Origin of the sequence: Sporosarcina sp. FSL K6-1508, assembly GCF_038007465.1 — a bacterium.
Taxonomy (GTDB): domain Bacteria; phylum Bacillota; class Bacilli; order Bacillales_A; family Planococcaceae; genus Sporosarcina; species Sporosarcina psychrophila_B.
Window position 1 is genome coordinate 3,624,452 of the sequence record NZ_JBBOXF010000001.1, and the last position, 21,996, is coordinate 3,646,447.

36 protein-coding genes are annotated in these 21,996 nt (G+C 42.8%); all 36 read right to left on the reverse strand.

All coding sequences use genetic code 11. From position 1 onward, the window contains the following. Window position 1 precedes the first annotated feature (1 nt). Window positions 2–667, reverse strand: coding sequence for a hypothetical protein (locus MKZ11_RS18360; RefSeq protein WP_340795801.1), 666 nt, complete (start codon window positions 665–667; stop codon window positions 2–4). After that, window positions 660–965 carry a hypothetical protein gene (locus MKZ11_RS18365; protein ID WP_340795802.1) on the reverse strand — a complete coding sequence of 102 codons (306 nt, stop codon included), beginning with the start codon at window positions 963–965 and terminating at the stop codon, window positions 660–662. Before MKZ11_RS18365 ends, MKZ11_RS18360 begins: the two co-directional genes overlap by 8 nt. 2 nt (window positions 966–967) lie before the next feature. Further along, window positions 968–1,627 (reverse strand): hypothetical protein, encoded by a 660-nt coding sequence (locus tag MKZ11_RS18370; RefSeq protein WP_340795803.1) that lies wholly within the window; start codon window positions 1,625–1,627, stop codon window positions 968–970. Then, window positions 1,617–2,795, reverse strand: a complete 1,179-nt coding sequence (locus MKZ11_RS18375; RefSeq protein ID WP_340795804.1) for a baseplate J/gp47 family protein — start codon at window positions 2,793–2,795, stop codon at window positions 1,617–1,619. The genes MKZ11_RS18370 and MKZ11_RS18375 overlap by 11 nt, the downstream gene beginning before the upstream one ends. Continuing rightward, the gene (locus tag MKZ11_RS18380; RefSeq protein ID WP_340795805.1) at window positions 2,773–3,123 is read right to left on the reverse strand and encodes a hypothetical protein; all 351 of its coding nucleotides are present in this window, start codon (window positions 3,121–3,123) and stop codon (window positions 2,773–2,775) included. Before MKZ11_RS18380 ends, MKZ11_RS18375 begins: the two co-directional genes overlap by 23 nt. Continuing rightward, the gene (locus MKZ11_RS18385) at window positions 3,123–3,668 is read right to left on the reverse strand and encodes a Gp138 family membrane-puncturing spike protein (protein WP_340795806.1); all 546 of its coding nucleotides are present in this window, start codon (window positions 3,666–3,668) and stop codon (window positions 3,123–3,125) included. Before MKZ11_RS18385 ends, MKZ11_RS18380 begins: the two co-directional genes overlap by 1 nt. After that, window positions 3,668–4,477 carry a phage protein gene (locus tag MKZ11_RS18390; RefSeq protein ID WP_340795807.1) on the reverse strand — a complete coding sequence of 270 codons (810 nt, stop codon included), beginning with the start codon at window positions 4,475–4,477 and terminating at the stop codon, window positions 3,668–3,670. The genes MKZ11_RS18385 and MKZ11_RS18390 overlap by 1 nt, the downstream gene beginning before the upstream one ends. Further along, window positions 4,464–4,787 carry a phage baseplate plug family protein gene (locus MKZ11_RS18395; RefSeq protein WP_340795808.1) on the reverse strand — a complete coding sequence of 108 codons (324 nt, stop codon included), beginning with the start codon at window positions 4,785–4,787 and terminating at the stop codon, window positions 4,464–4,466. Before MKZ11_RS18395 ends, MKZ11_RS18390 begins: the two co-directional genes overlap by 14 nt. Further along, on the reverse strand, window positions 4,787–5,344 hold the full coding sequence (locus MKZ11_RS18400) for a phage baseplate protein (RefSeq protein WP_340795809.1): 558 nt from the start codon (window positions 5,342–5,344) through the stop codon (window positions 4,787–4,789). The genes MKZ11_RS18395 and MKZ11_RS18400 overlap by 1 nt, the downstream gene beginning before the upstream one ends. A gap of 13 nt (window positions 5,345–5,357) precedes the next feature. Continuing rightward, the gene (locus MKZ11_RS18405) at window positions 5,358–7,700 is read right to left on the reverse strand and encodes a hypothetical protein (RefSeq protein WP_340795810.1); all 2,343 of its coding nucleotides are present in this window, start codon (window positions 7,698–7,700) and stop codon (window positions 5,358–5,360) included. 202 nt (window positions 7,701–7,902) lie between these two features. Further along, window positions 7,903–8,169 carry a hypothetical protein gene (locus MKZ11_RS18410; protein ID WP_340795811.1) on the reverse strand — a complete coding sequence of 89 codons (267 nt, stop codon included), beginning with the start codon at window positions 8,167–8,169 and terminating at the stop codon, window positions 7,903–7,905. A 69-nt stretch (window positions 8,170–8,238) separates the two neighbouring features. Then, window positions 8,239–8,643 (reverse strand): phage structural protein, encoded by a 405-nt coding sequence (locus MKZ11_RS18415; protein WP_340795812.1) that lies wholly within the window; start codon window positions 8,641–8,643, stop codon window positions 8,239–8,241. Between the two features lie 13 nt (window positions 8,644–8,656). Continuing rightward, complete coding sequence (locus tag MKZ11_RS18420; RefSeq protein WP_340795813.1) at window positions 8,657–9,661, reverse strand: DUF3383 family protein; 1,005 nt, start codon at window positions 9,659–9,661, stop codon at window positions 8,657–8,659. Then, window positions 9,658–10,173: a phage neck terminator protein gene (locus MKZ11_RS18425; protein ID WP_340795814.1), complete on the reverse strand. Its 516-nt coding sequence runs from the start codon at window positions 10,171–10,173 to the stop codon at window positions 9,658–9,660. Before MKZ11_RS18425 ends, MKZ11_RS18420 begins: the two co-directional genes overlap by 4 nt. Before the next feature lie 12 nt (window positions 10,174–10,185). Then, a complete protein-coding gene (locus MKZ11_RS18430) occupies window positions 10,186–10,530 on the reverse strand; it encodes a hypothetical protein (protein ID WP_340795815.1) in 345 nt (114 codons plus the stop codon). Beyond that, a complete protein-coding gene (locus MKZ11_RS18435; RefSeq protein WP_340795816.1) occupies window positions 10,531–10,965 on the reverse strand; it encodes a hypothetical protein in 435 nt (144 codons plus the stop codon). Next, window positions 10,962–11,273, reverse strand: a complete 312-nt coding sequence (locus MKZ11_RS18440; RefSeq protein WP_340795817.1) for a phage head-tail connector protein — start codon at window positions 11,271–11,273, stop codon at window positions 10,962–10,964. The genes MKZ11_RS18435 and MKZ11_RS18440 overlap by 4 nt, the downstream gene beginning before the upstream one ends. Further along, on the reverse strand, window positions 11,273–12,181 hold the full coding sequence (locus MKZ11_RS18445; protein WP_340795818.1) for a phage minor head protein: 909 nt from the start codon (window positions 12,179–12,181) through the stop codon (window positions 11,273–11,275). The genes MKZ11_RS18440 and MKZ11_RS18445 overlap by 1 nt, the downstream gene beginning before the upstream one ends. Before the next feature lie 2 nt (window positions 12,182–12,183). Continuing rightward, window positions 12,184–12,330 (reverse strand): hypothetical protein, encoded by a 147-nt coding sequence (locus tag MKZ11_RS18450; protein ID WP_340795819.1) that lies wholly within the window; start codon window positions 12,328–12,330, stop codon window positions 12,184–12,186. 49 nt (window positions 12,331–12,379) lie between these two features. Continuing rightward, window positions 12,380–13,234: a phage capsid protein gene (locus tag MKZ11_RS18455; RefSeq protein WP_340795820.1), complete on the reverse strand. Its 855-nt coding sequence runs from the start codon at window positions 13,232–13,234 to the stop codon at window positions 12,380–12,382. 25 nt (window positions 13,235–13,259) lie between these two features. After that, window positions 13,260–13,877: a DUF4355 domain-containing protein gene (locus MKZ11_RS18460; RefSeq protein ID WP_340795821.1), complete on the reverse strand. Its 618-nt coding sequence runs from the start codon at window positions 13,875–13,877 to the stop codon at window positions 13,260–13,262. A gap of 92 nt (window positions 13,878–13,969) precedes the next feature. Then, window positions 13,970–14,485, reverse strand: a complete 516-nt coding sequence (locus tag MKZ11_RS18465) for a hypothetical protein (RefSeq protein WP_340795822.1) — start codon at window positions 14,483–14,485, stop codon at window positions 13,970–13,972. Further along, entirely contained in the window at window positions 14,460–14,609 is a 150-nt protein-coding gene (locus MKZ11_RS18470; protein WP_340795823.1) for a hypothetical protein, read from the reverse strand. Before MKZ11_RS18470 ends, MKZ11_RS18465 begins: the two co-directional genes overlap by 26 nt. 2 nt (window positions 14,610–14,611) lie before the next feature. Beyond that, window positions 14,612–14,848 (reverse strand): hypothetical protein, encoded by a 237-nt coding sequence (locus MKZ11_RS18475; protein WP_340795824.1) that lies wholly within the window; start codon window positions 14,846–14,848, stop codon window positions 14,612–14,614. Between the two features lie 16 nt (window positions 14,849–14,864). Further along, complete coding sequence (locus MKZ11_RS18480; protein ID WP_340795825.1) at window positions 14,865–15,035, reverse strand: hypothetical protein; 171 nt, start codon at window positions 15,033–15,035, stop codon at window positions 14,865–14,867. Window positions 15,036–15,060: 25 nt separating this feature from the next. Continuing rightward, a complete protein-coding gene (locus tag MKZ11_RS18485; RefSeq protein ID WP_340795826.1) occupies window positions 15,061–16,425 on the reverse strand; it encodes a phage portal protein in 1,365 nt (454 codons plus the stop codon). Between the two features lie 14 nt (window positions 16,426–16,439). Next, entirely contained in the window at window positions 16,440–17,843 is a 1,404-nt protein-coding gene (gene terL / locus MKZ11_RS18490) for a phage terminase large subunit (RefSeq protein WP_340795827.1), read from the reverse strand. Then, window positions 17,840–18,343 carry a helix-turn-helix domain-containing protein gene (locus MKZ11_RS18495; protein ID WP_340795828.1) on the reverse strand — a complete coding sequence of 168 codons (504 nt, stop codon included), beginning with the start codon at window positions 18,341–18,343 and terminating at the stop codon, window positions 17,840–17,842. Before MKZ11_RS18495 ends, terL begins: the two co-directional genes overlap by 4 nt. Window positions 18,344–18,403: 60 nt before the next feature. Next, window positions 18,404–18,997, reverse strand: coding sequence for a hypothetical protein (locus MKZ11_RS18500; protein WP_340795829.1), 594 nt, complete (start codon window positions 18,995–18,997; stop codon window positions 18,404–18,406). Window positions 18,998–19,270: 273 nt separating this feature from the next. Beyond that, window positions 19,271–19,702 carry a helix-turn-helix transcriptional regulator gene (locus MKZ11_RS18505; protein WP_340795830.1) on the reverse strand — a complete coding sequence of 144 codons (432 nt, stop codon included), beginning with the start codon at window positions 19,700–19,702 and terminating at the stop codon, window positions 19,271–19,273. Window positions 19,703–19,762: 60 nt separating this feature from the next. Beyond that, a complete protein-coding gene (locus MKZ11_RS18510; RefSeq protein WP_340795831.1) occupies window positions 19,763–20,044 on the reverse strand; it encodes a hypothetical protein in 282 nt (93 codons plus the stop codon). A 14-nt stretch (window positions 20,045–20,058) separates the two neighbouring features. Then, a complete protein-coding gene (locus MKZ11_RS18515; RefSeq protein ID WP_340795832.1) occupies window positions 20,059–20,274 on the reverse strand; it encodes a hypothetical protein in 216 nt (71 codons plus the stop codon). Between the two features lie 22 nt (window positions 20,275–20,296). Continuing rightward, window positions 20,297–20,677, reverse strand: coding sequence for a hypothetical protein (locus MKZ11_RS18520; RefSeq protein ID WP_340795833.1), 381 nt, complete (start codon window positions 20,675–20,677; stop codon window positions 20,297–20,299). 195 nt (window positions 20,678–20,872) lie between these two features. Further along, on the reverse strand, window positions 20,873–21,187 hold the full coding sequence (locus tag MKZ11_RS18525) for a hypothetical protein (RefSeq protein ID WP_340795834.1): 315 nt from the start codon (window positions 21,185–21,187) through the stop codon (window positions 20,873–20,875). Window positions 21,188–21,240: 53 nt separating this feature from the next. Beyond that, window positions 21,241–21,609 (reverse strand): hypothetical protein, encoded by a 369-nt coding sequence (locus MKZ11_RS18530; protein WP_340795835.1) that lies wholly within the window; start codon window positions 21,607–21,609, stop codon window positions 21,241–21,243. Window positions 21,610–21,759: 150 nt separating this feature from the next. Next, entirely contained in the window at window positions 21,760–21,990 is a 231-nt protein-coding gene (locus tag MKZ11_RS18535) for a hypothetical protein (RefSeq protein WP_340795836.1), read from the reverse strand. Window positions 21,991–21,996: the final 6 nt, after the last annotated feature.

The window sequence follows — 21,996 nt, forward strand, 5'->3', positions numbered from 1 at the left end:
GTTAAATCACCTCCGCTAAACTAACCGAATAAGTACCCCAGTCGCCATTTACCATTTGTCCATCCGAAATCCTAGCGTTACTACGCGCAATCCGTGCACCCTTAACATAATCGTTAACCAACGGCTGTACGGTAATCGTGGACGCTGTGACGTCGGTGATTAATACGTCTTCGCTGTTGGTGCCATCGTACACAGTAACTTCGGTAAACGGCTTGAAGCCGTCTGTCGTGTCCACGTTTAATACTGTCGTGCCTGCCGCTCGTGATGCTGTTAGTACGGCAACTGCTGTTTCTCGTTTAATCCTTGTCGGGTCATCGTCAAACGAATCAGCGAATGAACCGGCGTTACCTGGAGATTTATCAGCAATCTCGTCCCTGATGTCTTTTTTCAGACGCCAGTTATCGGTATCGTCTAGGCGTTGGTGCGCTATTGCTATGCCTTGTTCTTGGTTGTTATCTCGAGCAGCGGAATGTCCCGTACCGTGTTGCAAACGTCTGTATTTAGGAATAGGATCTTTCGTAATCGGATGCAAAACAATGATGCCATTCAAATCCGTTTCATAAACGATATTCCCTTGCTCATCCCTTTCGGGTATCGGACGACCGAATTCATCACACTCGATGATGTCATTCAGCCATTTGGTTGGGACGTATACATATTCAGCCATTAACAGTGCCCTCCTTTATTTCGATGGCAAGAAAGAATGTCACCATTAAACCATGCTCACCTTTATTTATGTTCATCGTCTTATAACGGACTTCTCGACCATGCATGTCGATAATAACTGCATGCGTGATATGACCGATTTCTGATTCCAATTCAACAAATATTTTAAGGGTATTCCCCTGAATCTCTTTTAAGAAAATCGGGAATTCCTTTTCAATACTGTCTATGGTTACTTTGGCGCCAACAATAAGTCGGTCCCAAAACTTCAATGTTTCATCTTCTAAAAGGGATATCGCCATTCTTAATCCTCCTCACAATAAAAAGTCCCCGTAATTGGATACAGGACTTGGAAAGTATATTCTTTTGCTTCAATTGTAGGAGTAGCCTTTGAAGCAACTCCGTGGATAGATGTCGTTGTGAATGTACCGGTGATTGGGTACGGAATGGGGAAGGTATATTCTTTCGGTGTGACAATCACCGTGAAACGATCTACCTCAGCTGAATAATAAACCCTTACTCCTGCCGGTTTAATCCGTTGCACCAGTTTAAATGGGATAATTTCCGCATCTTTACCTACATTCAGAATGATGGATGCAGGTTCTTGAAGAAAGCTATCCCAACCTTCTTCTATATAAAGAAAATCATCGCCCATATAAGCTTCGAGGATGGTGTTCATTACTTCTGCATCTCCTGCGCTCATATTGACGATGAATTCTATTTTGATTAACTTTCGATAGGTGTCATCATCATAAGAACCGCGACTGATTCCCTCGTCTTTTCCGAGTCTGTCGAGTCCCTTTCCGATTGCTTGGTCCACATCCCAAAAGCGTTGAATTGTCGCGTATAGTTCTTCACTGTCGTCGATGTGCTTAGCGACAAGTGACAGGGCTTTGTAGTTGTTACTGGATGGATTCTTGTCATAGTGTGATGGTAACCGCTTAAGAATTGTATCAAGTGACAAGATCACTCACCTCGATTTTCGAGTAATCCGTTTCGGCAACTTGTAATCCGATTTCAATATTTTCTTCAAGATAAATAAATCCGTCAGTGGATAGTGACACTTTCACGTCCTCAACTCCTTCGACAGCAAATAGACGCGATTCCAAACGGGAAACAACTACGTCTTTGCTCATACCAAGACCGTTGTAGGTTACGTTATCACCCGTACCACCGATAAACCGGACAATCTGTTCCTTAATTTGCGAGTCACCATCAAGTGGATAATTAGAACCTTTTTCAATGAATGCTTTGATGTAAATCTGGACTGTTTCTGCATAAGTAAACCCGATTTTACGGATAGATTCTTGCGAATCCACAACATCTACAACAGTAGATCCGTAGGAACGAATACCATCCGGTTTTGCTTCAAATATTTTTCTCGCAACATCCTCTGGTTCTCCACCAAGCACAATTGTATGAAACGACTTGGGTGGTACTCCATTAGCGTTATATTCCATTGTGTCATTCTCATCCACAATACAAGACCGAACACCCTCTACTTCATCCAATACCCTTGCTCGTACCGCCTCCACACGTCTATTTCCCGCTTTGCCTGGCGACTCATAATAACGGTCCTGCAATTCCTTCGTTGTCTCCTCATCCTGCCCATTCCTAAATGGCGCTAGATTCGTCACAGAATTCAACCCGACAACCGGATTAATAATTTTCGTGATTTCGCCTGCCTCCACATTTCCGATACGGCCATACTCAAGTGCTTTAACCTGGACTGTGTAGATGCCATCATCTGGCGCTTTAACTTCTGAAAGCGTTTCGAACATGACGCCATAATTCGTGCCGAAAAGATCACCTGCAGGTACTGTTGCACCACGATTAAGATTTAATTGGACTGTACCAAAAGATTTAAGCCATACTTTCTTTGTAATCAATGCCCGCTTGACGTTATTTTCGAGCGAAACGCCTTCAGATGTATCAACAAATCGGCTGTTATATACTTCTTCAGCTAATTCATTGTCTTCTGCACGTGCGTAGGCAATCAGCGATGTGAATTTCCCGACTGGAGAACGCTCCGATAGATTTACATCGTCGCCCCATAATTCTCGAGCTTGCTCACTCATCTCCTCGAAAAAGTCAACATATCTCTTCCGTTTAAACCCTTCCGAAGTTAACATCCAGATCACCTCCCACTTCTCCGTCTTCGGTTCTTAACCGAAAAGCCAACGAAAGCAGCCGGGTGATTCGGTTAAAGTTATAATCCACTTTAATGATTTCGACTACACGGGGTTCTTGATAAATCGCATCATATATTGATTGCACAATTTCACTTTCGGTGTATCCTTTTTCCTCGAGTACCTCGCGCTGGAAACCATGGTCCTCATTAAGAAACCATTCCCCGACACGTTCATAAATCAGATGTTTAATTGACTGGATTAGTTCGTCATCACCTTCGATGATATCGAGTGTCCAATCTCCTTTTTCGTCGATTTCAAATGTTTTCATTATGCACCACTCCTTGAATCTGTGGTTGTTACGACGCCGTTAGGTGCAGATATATTGATATCTTTCTTTGATGCGATATTGATATCTTCATCCGACTCTATTAAGATTTCACTATTTTCTTTGATGATAATTCGAGCAGAAAAGTCGCGTTTAGCAATTATAATGTCCTCTCCGTATTCCGCGAATTCATCCAGTAGCGGTCCGTTAAACGATTGAATTCCACCTATGATAATGGCGTCATCAATTGTATGTTGCCCTTCAGATGAGGCACCGCCACCGAATAAGAATGGGGCGATATCGCTTTGCGCGAACATTACAACCACGTTGTCGCCAACCTTATAAGGTATCCGGAAAATGAATTCACCTGTTTGCTGTGGCGCAATAGGTACTTGCATGATCATATTCTCATCGCCTGTTAACAACTTGATATCCGCGCGCATGTACTTAAGTTCAACTTTTATGATTTCTGCTATTGTGCACGTATACAAGTTGTCTGCCGTGTTTTTCTTTTGTCTTTCAAAATATCGTTCGACTTCCGCACTCATCAATACACCTCGCAAATCGTATAGAATGATCTTCCGTTACATGTATGCGTGCCTTTAACAGCTCTCAATTGTTTGTTAACCGCTTTTGATTGCACGACGAATATTGAATCAGCTTTCACACGATGATTCAGCAACATTTTCAGTTTGTAACCTGAGCGTTTTTTCTTTTCGCCTTTATCTTTTGTTTCTTCTTCGGTTTCGATAGGCTCCGGATGGTCGATAAGGCCACTTTCCTTATTCAGAACGAAGCCAGTTGCATCACCTTTTTTTGGATCACGGATAAACATCTTACCGCTACCGATTCGCATTTTTGATTTAGTGTCTTTAGCAACCGCTTTAAGTAATGGACTCACATTACCTTTCAACGTTTTTCCTTTACGATAGATAAAATCAGTGGGAGGGGAAAAATCACCCATGCTTAATCCCGCCTCGCCGACCAAGTATTTCAAGACGACTGAGGCAGCTGTACCTGGTGCAAATGTCTTTGTTATTTTTTTCGTTAAGTAACTGCCCGTTTCGTCGATGCAACCAATTTCGGTTATCTTGTCTGGGCCTTGCCACGTTGTTTTAACGTTCTTTGCTACACCTTTGAAGATAACGCCCATGTCACCTTCGTATCCCGCTGATAACGTCACCACGCTATTAGCAATGATGCCGGAAATAGTGCTATCCGAAAGGTTGTAGACTTTGATTGTTGCTGTATCAATTTTCTCGGTGTCGTCGAAGTCGACATCAAAATGAATAGTTAGTGGTGGACGCAAAAGCTTACCGCCTGCATTCAATTCTATTTTCCTTCTAAATAGATCCATCGGCATCACCATCGGCTACATATAAAAAAACCGTCCTTTCAAGGTTTTCGTAAGTGATACGAACTTCCTCTCCAGCACGATCCATCGGTATGATTTTCACTTTAGGCAAATCAACACTTGCCAAGTTCTCGAATAATGGCCTATCAAGCATTAATTTCTCACCTACAACAAGCGCGTTCCCGTCTTTATATAAATCGACGGTGAAGAAGTCGAATCTGGCATTATAACCAATTTCAAACTCGTACTCATCTGGCAAATCCATTTCAAAACGATATGGGATTAAGTCTTTATCGATCTCGATATAATCCATTACTTCACCTTCTTGTTATATGCATCATTTATTTGCGACCAGTTAACTGTCGTCTTTTTCGTAGAATCCGCTTTCTTTGGAACTTTAGCTTTAGCTTTCGTTGTAACTTTTTTCTTCGTTGTTTTGTTGACAGATTTCTTGGTTTTTTTCTTTCCTACTTTAGATACCTCTTTGACTTGCTTTTTAACAGGCACAGTGACGCGGATGACATTAGGTGCTTTCACCAAACGAACCTGTTTTAGCGTCATCGTGAAGGTGTAGCCATCCTTTGTTTTCGCGTCATGTTTACTATTAAACGAGGTGATGAGGACGGTTTCTAGCCGACTCCGATAGTTGTAGGAAAGGAGCTCCCCTTTTTGTCGGAACTCTCGTAACTTCAAGATTTTTTCATTGTTTGGGTCCAAAATGACACCCGTTAAGCTGAGCGTAATTGGATTACTCTCAACGTGGTCTGTGATTTGCTCACCATCTTCAAGCGCGTGGTCAGTCGTTGTAGATGACTCATTTAAGTCTTCGCTTGTTATTACATCAATCAATATTCCGCCAATATACGGCATTCCTCATCACCCCCTATGGTGTTATGGCGTTTAATCCTGCAAAAATATCCTCGACCACTTGACGCACTTCCATCGCAATGTCTTTTGCATTTTCGCCGCCGATATTGAAAATGAATTGTGGCGACTCCACAGACTTAGAAGGTGTTGATTCGGGAGTACTACCACCCATATTAAGAACAGGCTTTTCACCGCTCGATTTCAGAATTCCAGCACTGCGTAACGCATCACCCTGTTTAGCTGTCAATATCGGTTCGTCTTTATGGAGCTCCGCAACATAACCATCGTACGGAACGGATGCTAATCCGCTAGCGTGAGAGCCATCGTAGCTACCAATATTGAAAGTCGTACTCTGCAGATCCTTGGTACTTGTTATTCCTAACCCCGGACCTCTTTGTCCACTCAAAGATTTAGATTTGGCAACCGCCGAATCTGCCGCGCCCCAATCCACTTTAGGCACAATCGGAATATTAACTCCTGGAATCTTATTAATTACACCAATCATCTTATTGATGCCTTCAACAACCACGTTTACTCCGCTTGCTGTAGTGGTTTGTATTGTGTTCCAAACGTCGCCCCATTTTTCTTTCACGGTGTCCCAGTTTCGATAAAGCAGGATTCCCGCTCCGACGAGTAACGTAATACCGGTGATAACTAAACCGATAGGATTTGCTTTCATAGCCGCATTAAGACCGTGTTGAGCCAAAGTCGTTGCAAAAGTTGTTGCTTGATAGGCTCTCCACAGGCCTGTTACAGTGCCAACAAACGTCATCAATTGAAGCTGGATATATAACGCTGCAAATGCTCCTCCAACAACTAAAATCGTCTCTTTAATAGCTGGCCAGTTGTCTCCAATCCACGACATTCCATCTTTCAAGGTGCCAAGTACCGTCTCTGCAGTATCTGATTCGAATGCCGTTTGTATTGCACCTTTCACTTCTCCAAATCCTGTCTTTATTTCGGTCAAAATAGGTCCGAATGTAGTAGACATGAAGCTTCCAAATGATTGAAATTTACCTACAATTTCGTCTGTATCAACTTTGCCCATCCACTCAGTCAGTAGTTGCATTCCAGAAATGGCTTTATCGAATATTGCCATACCAAAACCTTTTTTCAAATCAAACCATGCTTGGTGTAAGTTGGCCAAGATATTCTCGTAGCCTTCGGACTCCCTCGCAGCCTGTCCTGTCACTTCTGCTGATTCTTGCATTTCCTCAACAAATTTCAAACGAACAAGTTGTTTTCCGCCTTCATCAAGCGACTTCCAGTTCAATCCTAATTTTTCAGATGCAAAGCTTGCCATTCCCGCCGCAGTTGCGTAAATACCAATAGATTCTGCCGCATTCGTGTTTCCTTTTAGGAATGACGTCAATGCTCCATCTGCATCTTTCATAGCGACATCATAGAATGCCGCCGCATCAGCAGCTAATTCTACGGACTTCCCTGCCGCCTCCATCGAGTCTTCGGTAGACATACCGAAACCTTTAAACATCGAAGTGGTTTTCGTGAAAGTTCCCTTTAGTCTCGTCGGCAACATACCGAAATCTTTAGCCATACCATTAATCGACTTATCAGCTTCTCCTTGCAAATCTTTGAATACTATTGCGAATTGAGCAGCCTCTGCTTCCGCTTCTCCTGTAGCCTCCACCATACTAGTGGCAAGGTCTTTTGCTTTGTCAAATGCAAAAACAGTAGCCAAAATGCCTGCAACTTTCATAAATGCAGAGCCGAGCCCACCAGCTGCTTGTTCACCACGTCTCCCTGCATTTACGAGGTCGTCGCCTAAATCGCCCGCTTGGTCCGCCGCATCTTCAATTGAGTCGTCAAGATCACCCATGTCATCTATGAGTTCATCTACATCACTGTCGTTTAGATCGTCTAGATTATCGCCCAAGTCATCTATGTTGTCATTTAAATCGCTAGTCACCCTATCCACATCATTTAGATCATCAGTTAAATCATCCAACGGATTATCACGTAAATTATCTAGTCCTCGATCTGCGTCGTTGAGACTGGCGGTTAAATCGTCAGCTGAACTCGTCACATTATCGGCTGAGTCCCCCACGTCATTTAGCGCGTTTTCGTCTAAGGAGCCTAACTCGTTTCCAACGTCGGAAACGCTAGCCGAAACACGATTAAGCCCGCCACTAACATCGTCAGCTCCACCCGCAATGCTATTTAGCGCACCCGCTCCGACTTGCCCGAAGCTGTTCATCTCTGAACTAGCGGTCGACGCTAGCCCTCCCACCCCTCCGAAGTTAGAAGCAAGTGAATTCATTTGCGAGTTAACACGGTCAATTCCAACTGATGCATCATCCCGGAACGTTATGCCAACAGTCAATTCTCTTAAGTCTGCCATTTACCCACCGCCATTCGTAGGGCGTTCTAGCTCGCTGATAGCTGCCAAATGTTCTAGTATCTTATCCGCGGGCCACAGTTCAATTTCTTCTGGTTTATAAGCCGGAAAATGTTTTGGAATTGCATATTTCCACCATTGTTTAGTCGCTTCTTTCCGAAAAGAAAAAGGAACGTCATGGACGCTCCCTAAATTTAGTAATGGATTATTTTCTTTTTCGTTGAAACTGAAAGGCTGCCAATGCTACTTCCTCTAACTCTCCCCAGCTCTCGAAATCGTCCATTTCTAGTCCACTTGGTTCAACTACAACATGTTCAAGAATCTTAGGCATCGCCTTCTCGTTAAGCATTTTACCGTTTTTATCCGTGAACTTATCCGATTCTCTCGCCCACACTGATGGCAAAACCCTCTGGAATGTGTAATCGTTACCTGCTGTACTCTTGAATGGTTCTTGTTTTTGTTTGAAAGCCATAATAAATCTCTCCCTTTAATGTTTTATATTTTTTTGTAATTAAAAAGGCCGGTCAATTAGACGGGCCCTTTACGCTTCTTTGTAATCTGCTACATAAATTACCCATTCAGTGCCCGTTACTTCGTTGCTCCATGCGCGGGCTGGGGGTTTAATAATGCGACACTCGGAACCGCCAGCACGAAACGCACGATCATTCACGTCAACAATTTGTACTTGAAACATTTCTTTCGAGTCGCGTAACGCCTTTAAAATCGGAACAGATGATGAGGTTGATTTTAACGACAGCGTAATTTTCCCTGTCTCATCAGTAGATTCAGCAAACGTTACATCGCCGCCCGCTCCAACGTGCGGAGTTACATCATCCTCGTTTTTCTCGGCTTGTATCGCGTCACCGTCCATCCACCCTGTCATAATCGTTCCTGCCACGATGACGGAAACCTTTTTAAAATCGTATGTTGATGTTTCATTAGCCATTAATTTTCACTCCTTATAGCGTTAATACGCCGCGAATTTCGACATTTTCAATCGCACCAGCAACTACGCATGTCCAACGAACATCAGGTAGTACGCGCTTCGCAATTGTATTTTTCGGGATATCCTTACGTCTAGGTGGTGTAATCGAGAACATCGGTATTCCTTCTTCATCTGCAACGATACCCATTTTGAATGCCAGGTTAAGAACGCCCTCAATTTCAGCAACAACCAATGCAATACCGGCGTCTGTGTACGGGACTTTTTCTTTCAGTGCCAGTAATCTGAATACCGATTCAGCCATGCGTGCCTTTAGGAAGTGAGTTGCCTGGATGATATCGATATACTCACCACTCGTTACGACACCATGCGAGTTCATTAGGATACCTGCTTCCTCGATGTACGTGGATGCATTAGCCTCTTCAATGGCGTTGATTTCTGTGTTATCGAATCCAACAGCTGGAACTCCTTTAACGTTTTTGAATGTCCAAGTAAAGGATCCAATCATTCTAGGTGCACATGTAGCTATAAGACCTTCCGCAACGTACGTTTCGGGTTTATCATGAACAACCAGAAATAGATTGTCGTATTGTCCGCGTAACGTTTCAGCAAGCTCTACATTAGCTGTAGTCGCGCCATACAGTCGGTCTGATGTTGAAATCCATTCAGCAAGCGCTGTGATTTCCTCATCACCTTGTTCCACACACGTTAAGAAGTAGAAATCCTTATTCACCTTCATCAATTCGTTTAATCCCGTAATAAGTGCATCTGGGCCATCCACTAAAACAGCATACGGAACGCCATACACAGCAATCTCTTGCGGGCGTGGTTCCTGCCCGAACATCCGCTGAGCCATTTTATATTCCCTTGTATCAATCGCGTGATCCGTCACAACGTCCTCGATTTCTCGATAGACTTTGTACGGCGCTGCTTTAGTTGTCCCTAAAATTAAAGGGAGTCCGAAACCTTTTTCACTGATAGGCTTCGTCTCCCTAGTAATCTGTACGTCTACGTATCTCATTCAACATTCACTCCTTCAAATTCTAATTCGACCGTTTCAATCCAGTCGTAATGTACGTTCGTACCATCTTGATGTACGCGGTTAAAGGTTTGATCATCCGACCCGCGTAACTGCACATCAAAACCGTGCCTGTACTCATATGAATCCACTAAATAAATCGTCCGATTCTCAACGTTTCCGAGATTCGTAACGACTATGTTCATATCTTCTAAATGAGTTTCGCCAGCAAGGAAGAACCAACTCCTCACAGCCTTTGCTAACCTTATTGCTTCGGCGTCAGTTGTTGCGTATACGCTAATCGAGAAGACGAACTTATACGACTCACTGCGCCGCTTCTTGACGCCTTCCGCATCCTCGACGATATGAATGTCTGCCTGTCCGACATCCTTGATGTGAGGGGATGTGTCGTTGATTGAAGCGTATGGCAATGGTGGTAATTTTGCCGTCGTATTTGACGGGATAACTAGAACGCTTGTATCCTTATAAATTTGCTTTCGAATGATCTCAATCATTTTCATCATCCTCTACTTATCGCGAAATCTTGCCAGATAGATATAAACGTCTGCATAATCGGTATAATCTTTGAATGCTTGAATCGTGTACTTATCGCCTTTGTACTCAATAAGCCGACCTTCTTCGAGTGGATCAACTGTATAGAGTTTCTTTTCTTTCTGCGAATATGTTCCCGCTTCTGCATACTTCAAATCGTTTTCGGTCAACGGGAGGACGATTCCTGTCATAGGGATAGGTTCGTCTTTCTCCTCGATGTAATCACCTTCATCATTCCAGTAACCTTCTTGGTGATTGAAATAAACAAATGGCACTTGAAATTCATCGACGAAATCAGCAAACTCAAATGGTTTAGCCATCTACTTCACCTTATGAACTATCGAATCACGCAATCGACCAGTATCAATCAATGGGTTCGATGAGCCTTTTATTTTAATCGTCTTTTCACTGTTTGGTGGGTCTTGTAAGTCTATTAACTTCTTCTTAATCAGACTCGCAAACTCCATCCCTATAGCATCTAGAAATACATCGGGGTCTACGTTGTTATGAATGACGGCTGGCATCAATTCCACTATCTTTTCTTGCACCTTGTCAACGTGCTCGTCGAAACCGCTACGAATAAATGAGCGTTCTGGTATGTTGAGTTTTGGTTCCCCATACTCATGTACCGCCGCAATCATCGACATCTCCGAATCACCCTCGTGGACACCCACCTGAATATCCTTACCTTTCATCCGTCGCAACGTCCGCATAAGTTCGGGAATATTGTTCCTGTCTTGCAAATGGACAGTCATGTGAACCTCACCTTCTTCCACGGTCTCAGATCGCCATGAGCAGAAACTATGGAGCCGCCTTCAAAGAATGATTTAGACATGTCACCGAGTCGTTGTGACTGGACGTTTTTGCTTTCGCTATACGACTTGATGATTGTGACAATCGCTCTCTTTACGCCGGAAGGAAGTCCGTTCTCGAATTGATTATTGCACCATTCTTTCGCGTAATCGATAGCATCTTCTAAATCAGCCGCTAACTTCGCATCACGAACGGGGTCAACATTATCAAGCGGGATTCCCATTCTGACTTTCAAATCATCGAGATCCATTAACCTTCACCTCTAATCCTTTCTTCTTGCCACGTATCAAATGCCATGCCTTCAAGCTCCCGGGCGTTTGGTCTGCCGATTGATTCGACTGAATAATACAATACGCATCTGCATCTAATATCTTCAGATGGGTGACCGAGTTGTCCAGGTGCTGGTCCGCTGCCATTCTTCCCCTCGAAATCTTGATCCACCGGAATCTTAGTTCCCTCTAAATTAGCGTGAGAACTCCGTGTGCGCTCATCCTTCGATGAGCCCCATTCCTTCGTCATGATAATGCCATTACGATTAGCGTGAACCGCGCTGTCGAATTGGGACGCCTGTGAAACACGATGTGCCTCAGTTCGCACAATTGCCATAGCTTTAGTCGCATCGCCCTCTAGCACCCCTTTCAAGCGACTCGCCATCGTACCATATGTGTCGCCTTGGACGAGTCCAAGCGTTACTTGCTCTTGGATCGCATATACAACATTGCTGCGTGATTTTTCGAGCCGATGATTCAACGTTAATCCACTGATTGGATTTTCGATTGATTTTGTGATTACTTCTGCAGAAACAGCCGAATAAGCAAGCTTGCTCAACGTATCTGTTTCAACAGCCCATGCCGTCATATAAAAACCGTCTTTATACGATTCACCCAGAACATCGTAGATGGTGTCCTTGATGTCTGCGTAATTGGTTTTAAGCAATCCATTCACTTTGCCGGTGAATTTATTGAGACGGTCATATTTCGCCATCTCAGCATACGTGAGGACGCCGCCTACCTCATACTTCTCATAGAGCGAAGCCAATTCTGCGCGGACCTCATTTAGCATCACGGCATATCGTTTGGCAATAGCCCGGTCAGAACCTTTAATCCGTTGACCGAGCGCCCGATTGATTTGCTCTGGCGTTTTATTAAGGTTGGCCAAGGTTACTTACCTGTTTTCTTTTTAGCTGGCGCATCTGGTTTCGACTCAGAAGGCACATGTTCTACATAGTCCTCATTTCTAAGGAGTCGCTTCCCCAATTCTTCTGTAACAAACCACTTTTTGCCCGTTCGGATATTTTCAACCCACATATTAACCCTCCTTCAAAAAAATAAGAGGGCATAAGCCCTCATGTTGTAGTTATGAACGTTTAGCAGACAGAACCGCCAACGCTTCGCCACGTGTCACTTTAGCGCCATAGAGATGAAGACCTTTCACTGCATCCGCAAATCTGCTTTCCGGACGGTACGCCTCAACCTGTGCAGCTTGGTCAGCGAATGACCAAGCGATGTTGTGGCCCGCGATGATCTTGTGGTTAAGAGTTCCTTCTTCGCCGCCCGTTGGTACGTTGTTGGATTTCAAGACGTTGAATCCTGCTGCTTGACCGACAATCCCATTCAATAGACGCTGTTCAGATGAAAGGTTGCCCGCTTTGACGAAACGATCATCCTTTAGCATTAATCCCTCGTACCAAGGTGGCACTACTACGAAACGCCCTTCCTCCGGAACGTTGGATTCATCAAGTAATACAGACAGGTCCACAAGATACTCGTAAGCATCGTTTTTCGTCGGGACAATCGGTGCTGTATCGTCACCAATCGTGTTAATCGCATCTGTGTAGTGGCTCGCAATAAATTGATCCGCAACATTACGTAATGCATACGCCGCTTCTTGCATGGCTGCATTCATGAGTTTCGGGTTTTGTTGAATCTTGTCCACATCATCAATCTGGAAATTGAAGAACTTCGATTGATTAATTACCAACGTACGAGTTTCATCCGTTAGAGTTTCAGGATCTGTCATATTCGAGTTCTTCGCATAATCACCAACAGCCACACGGCCGATGCTATTAATTTTGACCGTATCACCTAGTGCTGAAATTTCACCTTCATAATCACGATTAATAATGTGTGGTTGACCGTACACCATTGTTTTGTTTAAATTTTCAAGTAGTCGCGCACTCCAAATCGTTGGAATAAAATTGTTTAGTGTCATAAAAAATCATCCTCCTAGTTTCTTATCAAGTAGTTTTTAGGAACGCTTCAATCTGTCCCCAGTTCTCGTTAATTTCTTTTGGCGTCATCTTTTCAATAACTTCTTTAGTCAATGGCGCGCCAGGTGGTACGGGTACTTGCGGGTCACGGCCATTCGCTTTAAATTTCTCACTTACTCCCGCTTGAACAGCAGCTGCGAACACTTCTTCGAAATTCCCCAAGTTTTTCAACGTCGCATCCTCGTCTTGCCCGATAAAGTAGTCTACCAATTGAGTAGGTAGCGCCTTTTCGGTCGCAAAGGATAACGCTTTATTCTTGAGTGATTCTCGCGTTTTCTCTGTTTCTAGTTGTTCGAATTTTTGTTGCAATTCACGTAGTTGCTTTTGTTCTGTCGTTTCAGCAGGGAAGCGTTTTGAGATTTCTTCTTCCAACTTCCCAGGAAACGTTTTAGTTTCGTAGGTCTTAATGGCATCCGTAACGCGAGTATCCGTTAAGGATTGAAGCCACTTCTTGCCGCCGTCATCATCATTTACGAAGGCTTGTACCGCTTCAAGTGACATTGCTGCACCTTGTGGCTGTGGCTCTGGCGTTGGACTCGGTGTCGGGATAGGTGTTGGTGTTGGTGTTGGTGTTTGTTCTGTCATTATGAATTATTCCTCCTTGTGCCCTTTTCAGTTCTTTCGCCCTGATAAGTGCAAAATAAATAAGCCTATTTAATGTCGGTGCTTAACGACAGTTAAAATAACTTGCTATAAAGACTGCCATACGAGTCAATTAAGTCAGATAATTCACGAAGCCTTCCCTCGTCATTACGTTTATCAAGGTCTTGACATTCACTTGCCACCCTATCCGCAACCACATGCAATACAGTTTTGAATTGTTCGCGAGGCGCATCAGCGAATCCAACACCCACTTTCAATAGCGGTTCTGCTTCTGCAATTGCAAATTTCGCATCGCCTACACTCACAAAGCCCGCTGCTTCATCCATTCTCTTATTCATTATCTCAATTACTCTATTAATATCAGTTCCTAGACTTTCGAAATTAACATTTACACTAGTGTTACGTAAACTCGAAGTCGCTTCCTTTTCACTGTTCGTTTCATTTACTAAGTCTTGTAGTCGCTTTTGGACGTTCGTAATGACGGTCCCCTCAGCGTGTTTGCCATCTCCATGAAGTGCTTCTCTTATTGAAGAGAGAGCGTATATTTCTGTCTTGATATTTTCTTTATCTTTCATTTGTGCTAGATTCATTATTTTCATTCTCCTCCCGACTCTCATTCACACCTCTAATTACCTCCAATACCTCTTCTAGGGTACCTTCGATTTCTTTGGAATAAGTGATGCTGCCAACTGTTCGAAACTCTTTATATTTCATATTCAATCTCCCTTTCCAATATTATTCGAATATCGAGTCTTAACTATCTCCAAAGCTTGTACAGGAGTGAACCCCTCTGCAATAAGACTGTCGTATTTCGCTTTCAATCCTTTCGCCTGCGGAACGAATAACTTGAGAGCCGACGGCAAAGCCTCAATATAGCTATCAACCATTTTTTCGCCTTCACTTCTCGTATCGAGATGTCTTACTTTCCCGCCTTGCTTTAAGCTCCTGTCCATCTTTTTTCACTCCTCTTCACTTGTTTTTTGTGTTATTGATGTGATAGTGCGTATGATTAACAATTTCTTTCTTCTGCAACTGACCAACAATGTGAATCAGCAATAAAATCACCAACATTTCGAAAGTGGATGCTTCATCAAAGAAATACAGTTTTACAATCCCGACCCATACAGCGACATAAAACAAAATAAACCACGGGAATTTCTTCAGCTTAATTCACCTCTTTCTTTTCATCCGGAGGAAGATTATCAAGGTCGATGTAAGCACTCTTCTCCTGCTCCATGAGCTGTTGTTCGTACTCGATGTCATCGATATAGGGGATTAGCCCTAACAACGTCTGGTCGCTATGCAAACCTTTCAATTTGGAAATAGATTCACCAATGTACAAAAGGTCAATCGGAAGATTTCGTTTAAATTCCCAAAAGACATCTAAATAATTCAACGCGATTCCTTTTTTGGACCACGCACTGCATAGCACTTTAAATTGTTCACGTAGTCCAACGCCGAACTTACGAGCCTTGGTGCCGGCTTTGTTCTCGAGTTCGATTAGTTTCCACTTCCGACTTTCTCCCGATTGCGAAGCACCACTGAATTTTTCGTCGTTCATGTCGACGCTCGCGGAGAACTTATGAATATCCTCGTTCAAATTTTTACGGGTATTCTCGACAAACGTATCGTTAATATTCTTGGTAATGAAAAAGACATCGCCATTTTCATCGATTTCAATGCCGCCTGTCTGTTTCATCTCATTAATCGTTTCGGAGTCTATAGTTACTCCTTTAAATGCCATATACGCATTAGCAAACGTCTCAACTTCATTCGTGGAGTCGCTACGATTCTTGTCGTAAGCATCAATGAGCATTTCAACCTTTTCGAAGTCGCCGCGCTCTTCATCGTTGTTCTGGAAAAGAATTAAGGGCACATGATCAAATAAGTGAGGCTTGACCCCTTCGTCATCAAGAACGAATGAATTTCCGCTCTTTTCGCTTTTCACATAAAACGAAACGTTCGTTGAGTCGTACCATTCGACTAAAGTTCGCTCCTTCTCTTCCTTACCTTCGTAATACTTTTCAGTGTAGTACCGCACGGCATGAGTGGTTTTGTTTTTGCTCTCGATAAACACCGCTTCCCAGGGTGAAATATTCATTACTCTTTCAACGCCGTCTGTATCGATATAAACCAATCTTGATGCATACCCGCAAATGCTTGCGAGTTTACCAAGTTCGCTGTCGAGATCATCTATAACATTTAAAGTATTAAAATCTTCAAGCGCATCATCATAAGCTTCGTATTCATTTTCGCCGTACCTAACTTTATTTATTTGATACGAAATAGGATTCCCCCACAGATAACCGACGACTTGGTTAATTACGTATCCCCGGTAATCGTGGGAAAGCTTATTATTAGGCTTCAAGGCATCTTTGAAAGTCCGACTTTGAATAGGAACTCCCTCTTGGTCATAACGCTGATATAGTCCTAGTGTGATGTTTTTCGATGCTGTGTGTTGCTTAATGATTTCTTTTATAATCGCATCATTCGGTTCATCCACCGTCATTCGAATAGTAGAGCGTTTCATCTTTTCACCTCTTTTTAATATAGCGACTGAACTGCACGGGCTTTCCGCTTGCTGTTAATCATTTCGACGAGTCCTGTTGTTGTATCCGGGGCATCATCGTGTTTGTTTTTCCCCTCCTTTTGGAACTCGTTCATACTTTTATAGTATTCCGGCCATTTGTCTTTCCAATTGACCGGGAAATAAACGTGTTCTACGACGAACGAGGAGTTTGATAATATTCTAGCCTGTTTGTTTTTGCTTTGATGGAACCACTTGACGCTAACTTTCCTCGTCTTATGCCGCTCCCATATCATTCTTTCGACCGTACGGGCAAAACCACGTCCGCCGTTATTTGACTCGATTAACGCATCATTCACTTCGTTCGCAACAAGTAAATCCGCGGTTTTAGGTTCTGTTATTTCCATACTATCTTTCGTATAAAGAACATCTAGCACATACAATTCTCCATTAAATTCGCCAGCAACAATTGAACACAAAAAATCACTCCCAGTATCGGCAGTGTCGGTGTACGATATGATGCGACTGAATTTATCAACAGGAATGTTGGCATACGTTTTAAATGAACTATACAGGCGCCCCTTGATATCAACCGGCTCCTGTTGGTAGTTTGCGGATGCAATATGAATCCCCATTGCTCGAACCTTCATGTCGTAGCTATCCCTCGAGAGAACAGCTGGACATAACATTGATCCGTCATCTCGCAATGCCTTCATAAGAACATGACGAACTGCCTTTTTTTCATCTTTAAAGTGATCAAGTGCCATTCCTGCGAGGTCATTGCTCGCCCAACGAGTCATGATTAGGATGATTTTACCGCCTTCTTCAAGACGTGAAAGCATCGTATTCGTGAACCAATCCCAGTGCTTTTCAAGCGTTAAGGCATTGTAAGCTTCGAGAGAGTTTTTAATTAAGTCATCGATGATTAGCACCGAAGCACCAAAACCAGTTGCAGTACCTGTTGGAGATGTTGCTAGGTAGTTATTGTAGCCGCCATCCAAACTCCAAAGGTTCATTGCAGCATCACCTTGTTTAATATGCACGTCAGGGAATATGTCTCTGTAAATGATGCGTTCCTTGTCTGCCTTCTCCTCAGATATGCCGTTACGAACACCTTTAGAGAACATTGTCGAAAGCGTCTCATTGTATGAACCCGTCATAATCTTTTCTTCTTTGTTCTGACCGAATATCCATTGCGCAAGCATGACGGCCGTTCTGGACTTACCATGACGTGGTGGCACGTTAACGATTAACACGTCATCATCCGATTCGTAGAACGCTTGCATCTCATTGCATAGGTCGATTAAATACTGACGGTCTGCCGCATAGAAGTCAGGCGCTAGCAAATGACAAAAATAAAAGAACTCACGGTTAGCGAGTTCCAACTTGGCCATCTGTTTTATTTTCTCTAAATCCGTCATTTGTCTATCAGCTTCCTAAGTTCCTCTGTTGTAAGGCCCTTAACTGGGTTATTGATGTCCATATTGCCGCTATGTTGGATATCCTGCTTGTCACGCCAGTCTTTGGGTTTACGGTTCTTGAGCCAGAAGATTTGAGCGGTCGTATCTGGATTAACTTCTTTTGTGACAATCTTTGTAACTGACATCTCATATATCCCTAGTTCGTCACTCCAAGTTTTTTCTTGTGTAACTTCGTTGTATTGGTACCCTAGAGCCCGTTTAAGCAACGCATTCTCAACTTGACGGTCAACTACTTCCTTGCCCCTTTTTAAGGCGTCCGATATGTCCGAATACTTCTTTTTCCATTCATTCAATGTCGAACGACTAATGCCTATATTTGTAGCGATCTGTTCATCTGTTAAACCATCGCGTGCCCAACCTTCAATCTTGATTAACCCTTCTGGATTTAACCATTCAACGAACTTCCCTCTGCTTCCACTTTTCTTTTTCTTCACATTCAATGGCATCACCTCATTATGCTAGTTGCTTAGTTTATTTTTAGGCATAGAAAAAAGCACCATTTAAAGTGCTTGTAATCGCATATACTCTTCCCTTAGTTCTTCCCTCTTTTTTTCAATAACGCTAAAACAGCTGACGACCTCAGGTATAATCTCATCGATTGGATTTACTTCCATATCCCTCTTAAGCATTACTGCCATTTCACATTCATTAATCAGCTTGCCCAGGTCGGATATTTTTTTATTTACCTTATCACCTAAAACAAATACATCGGGCGAATTAACTAATGAGCTTACTTTGTTTCTTAATATTTTCAAGTTATTCAGTTCCTGTTCGGGTATCAATTTATCCGGATAGAGACTGTTGAAAAGTCTGTACAGTTCGTCATTCAAATATTCGACAGACTTCAAATCGATTTTAATTTCTTTTATTCTTTCACCTTTTCTGTTTTCCTTGATAGTTTTACTTACACCCATCAAGGTGATTGATCCACCGATAACAGCACCAAAAAAAGCAATCACCCCGGCTATTATCGCTTCTTTATCAACAAAAAACATACTTATGATTCCTCCGCAAAGCAAAAGATTCATTAGTATTATTGATATAACTATGATGAACGGCATCGCATTATCAACGCCCTTTTTGAATCCCTCCAAGAAAATCACCTCTTTTACATAATACATCAAAAAGGTGTAAATCCTTTATATTTTCAAAACTACACACCATATCAAGTCCCACTGTCAGCTAACGGTATCCAGCACCTACTAGCCCTCGATTTTTCTATGACTGTGTGATGCGTAGTTTTCAAAGCACAAAGCACGCATTAGGGGAATTGGTAGCCGAAGTATGCTTCCGCACCTCAAGACCACCCAACTCCCCGAACCTGCCTTTAAGTGTACAAATCTTTTTCAAAAAAATATATTTCTGAACTAAATGCACTTTTGAACGTTTTGAACATATTGAACATTTTCCGATATTTGCTTCGCTATCGATATACTGATTCTGTTTACATGAGTATGAGATAACCCCATGTGCCTCGATATCCACGAATGACTTTTGCCCTCTAACAGCCAATGTAGAATCTCCGCTTCTCGTTCGTCCGTGATCACATATATGTTGCTTTGAATGAGCTTTATTTTACTTTCATACTCTGTTATCTGATCCCATCGCTTCCCTCGTCGTATCACTTCGCTAAGGACAACGTCACCAGTTACCCCTTGCGCTTTTGGCATGCCCGCCTCATCACCATACTGTGCAACCAATCCAGTTCCTGCGGATTGCAATGAATCTCTCATCATCTTGACCGTGTTCATCATCCAGTGATAATCTTTAAGCGTTCGTTCGATTTCTATCTTCTTCACCAGGACCCCTCCTTGTGTTATACTAATCCCGCCGAGGACAGGAGGGTTTCCTGTCTTTTTTTATTCCCTACTGAACTTGTAATCTAGACCGAACCTCTCGTTAATTTCATGCAAGTAAACCTCTAATTCTAAAAGTCCCCGGTCATATTCGCTTTGTCCTTTCATATAATCAAAATTCACTTTTGTTCCGCTTGCATTCGGTTTGAGCCATTTCGTTGGTTTGTTTCCGTCATTTAGCATGAATAACCAAAACTGAGCTTTCGTTTTTGCGTACTCTTCCTCACTCAACTTGTTTGTCATGTTTTTAAATACTTTTTGACCACTTATAAGATCTATCTTCATCCGCTATCATCCTTTCATTGCCCAAATATCCCCGTCCCTCTATCCTTAATCGCACCAGCTTCAGCCCGATCAATAATCAGCAGGGTTATATCCAAATTCTTTCTTTTCATCGCCCTAGCAATCGTAGAAAGACTTGCCCCGTCTTCCCACATTTCATAAAACTTGTCCAATTCCCGCTGTTTAAATATCGGATTCAGATTGATCCGATCGTCGTCGAAAAGATAATGCATGCCCTTCCTCCGTTTGTGTTCGTTATTCCACATCTTTCAATGCTTGACGTGCAACCACATAACATTTATCTAAATATCTTGATTGGTTATCGTGTTTAGCTAATTCGAATACTTCCTTCAATGCTTCACACAATTGCTCGTTTTCTTGCTCTTTTTCTTCGATTATTTTAATTGCTTCATTGTTCAATGCAGTTTTTATTCCTTTTTGCCCCTCTAATAATTTGATGTTTCTTTCCAACTCCGGAATCCGTTCAGCTTGTTCGATAAGCCAGGAAACGTCCTTCATGATTTCGTCTACATTCGGATCGGGCCAAGGTTTCTTTGTAGCCAAATCCTTAATTGCTAGACAGATATCAGCTTCTCTTATCAAATTTAGTCTTTGTTCCGCATTCGTTTCAGTCATCCCATTCTCCCCCTCGCAAATATACAAATCATCCTCTTAACCAACGGATCACCCTTACCAACCCGAACCCTCTTCACAACTTCACTATCCATCGGCAAACTCCCAAGATAAGCAAGTCTAGCCGCAGCCCTTTGTATTGTTTTTTGGTTGTTCATGACGGTGCTCCTTTGTGTCACATAATGGTCGAACGGCGAATCAAACATGATCGCCACAAACGCAACATTCTGTATGTGATGGCTCTTTTACATAATCTTCTCCCGCCATTGTTGTCCAAACTGTATCGGTTATTGGGTGATGACATTTCCCCGATTCTACAAACCGTTTATGTCTTTCGCCTTTGCGTTCATTTTCGTACTTACAACGTGAACAGGAGATGTATTCATCAGCCGCGAGTTCTCCCATAAACTTAAAAACCAGTCTTTTAAGATAATAAACTTCACCTCTTGCGAATGACTTATTGCAATAAATACAAGTGCGTTTTAATTTGCGTGACGCAATTTTACGCTTCATAAACTCACTCCCTTTGCTTCGCCTTATGTGTCTTATTTCAAACGGAATGCGTCTTACCCTAAATCCACATTTTCAATAGGTGGCATAGCGCCTAACATTTCAAACGACGCCTTTTTCATCCGTTCGAACTCCCGATCAAAATTCTTACTACCGGACATTATTTCAGCTATCCGTTCACCTACCACGTGTAGATAATTGATGTACCCCTCTTTCGTAGCGGCAACTAACCACGTTAATGGGTCTATCTGATATTCGAATAGTTTGGTACCTGTGGTGATTTCTGACACGTTTATTTTTTTCCCTTTTGGCGTGGCGCAAAATTGATACTCACCGACTTTTATTTCATGCCCAACCGCATTTACCCATCTATCGGGATAAGCTAACCAAAATGCCTGTGCTTGCTCATTTACGATAATATTCATTCCTCTCACTCCTTCGCTTAATGTGTCAACCGCGCCACAGTTCCCAACCTTCTCGCTGCAGCCGTTTCAGCTCCTTGCCCCAAAGGGGCTCATAGGACCAAACCTTATGGCCACTTTCCCATCGATACAACAGTCGCCACGGACGTTGGTTCATACCGCATTCCGCCGACGCATGACCACAATGTATTTCCCACGTTCTTCACGCTCGGCGAATGCAGTTTTCGACCTACCCACACTATTAGTTCTTTTGTAAATTGCTACCGAACGGGATTCAGAACCTTCCGTAACAACTTCGAATCCCTTCACAATCAGTTCAGCTACTCGCCGTTTAACTTCGGTCTCATCAATACCAGTGACTTTCGTTGTGAAATACTCGCCCATTCCCTC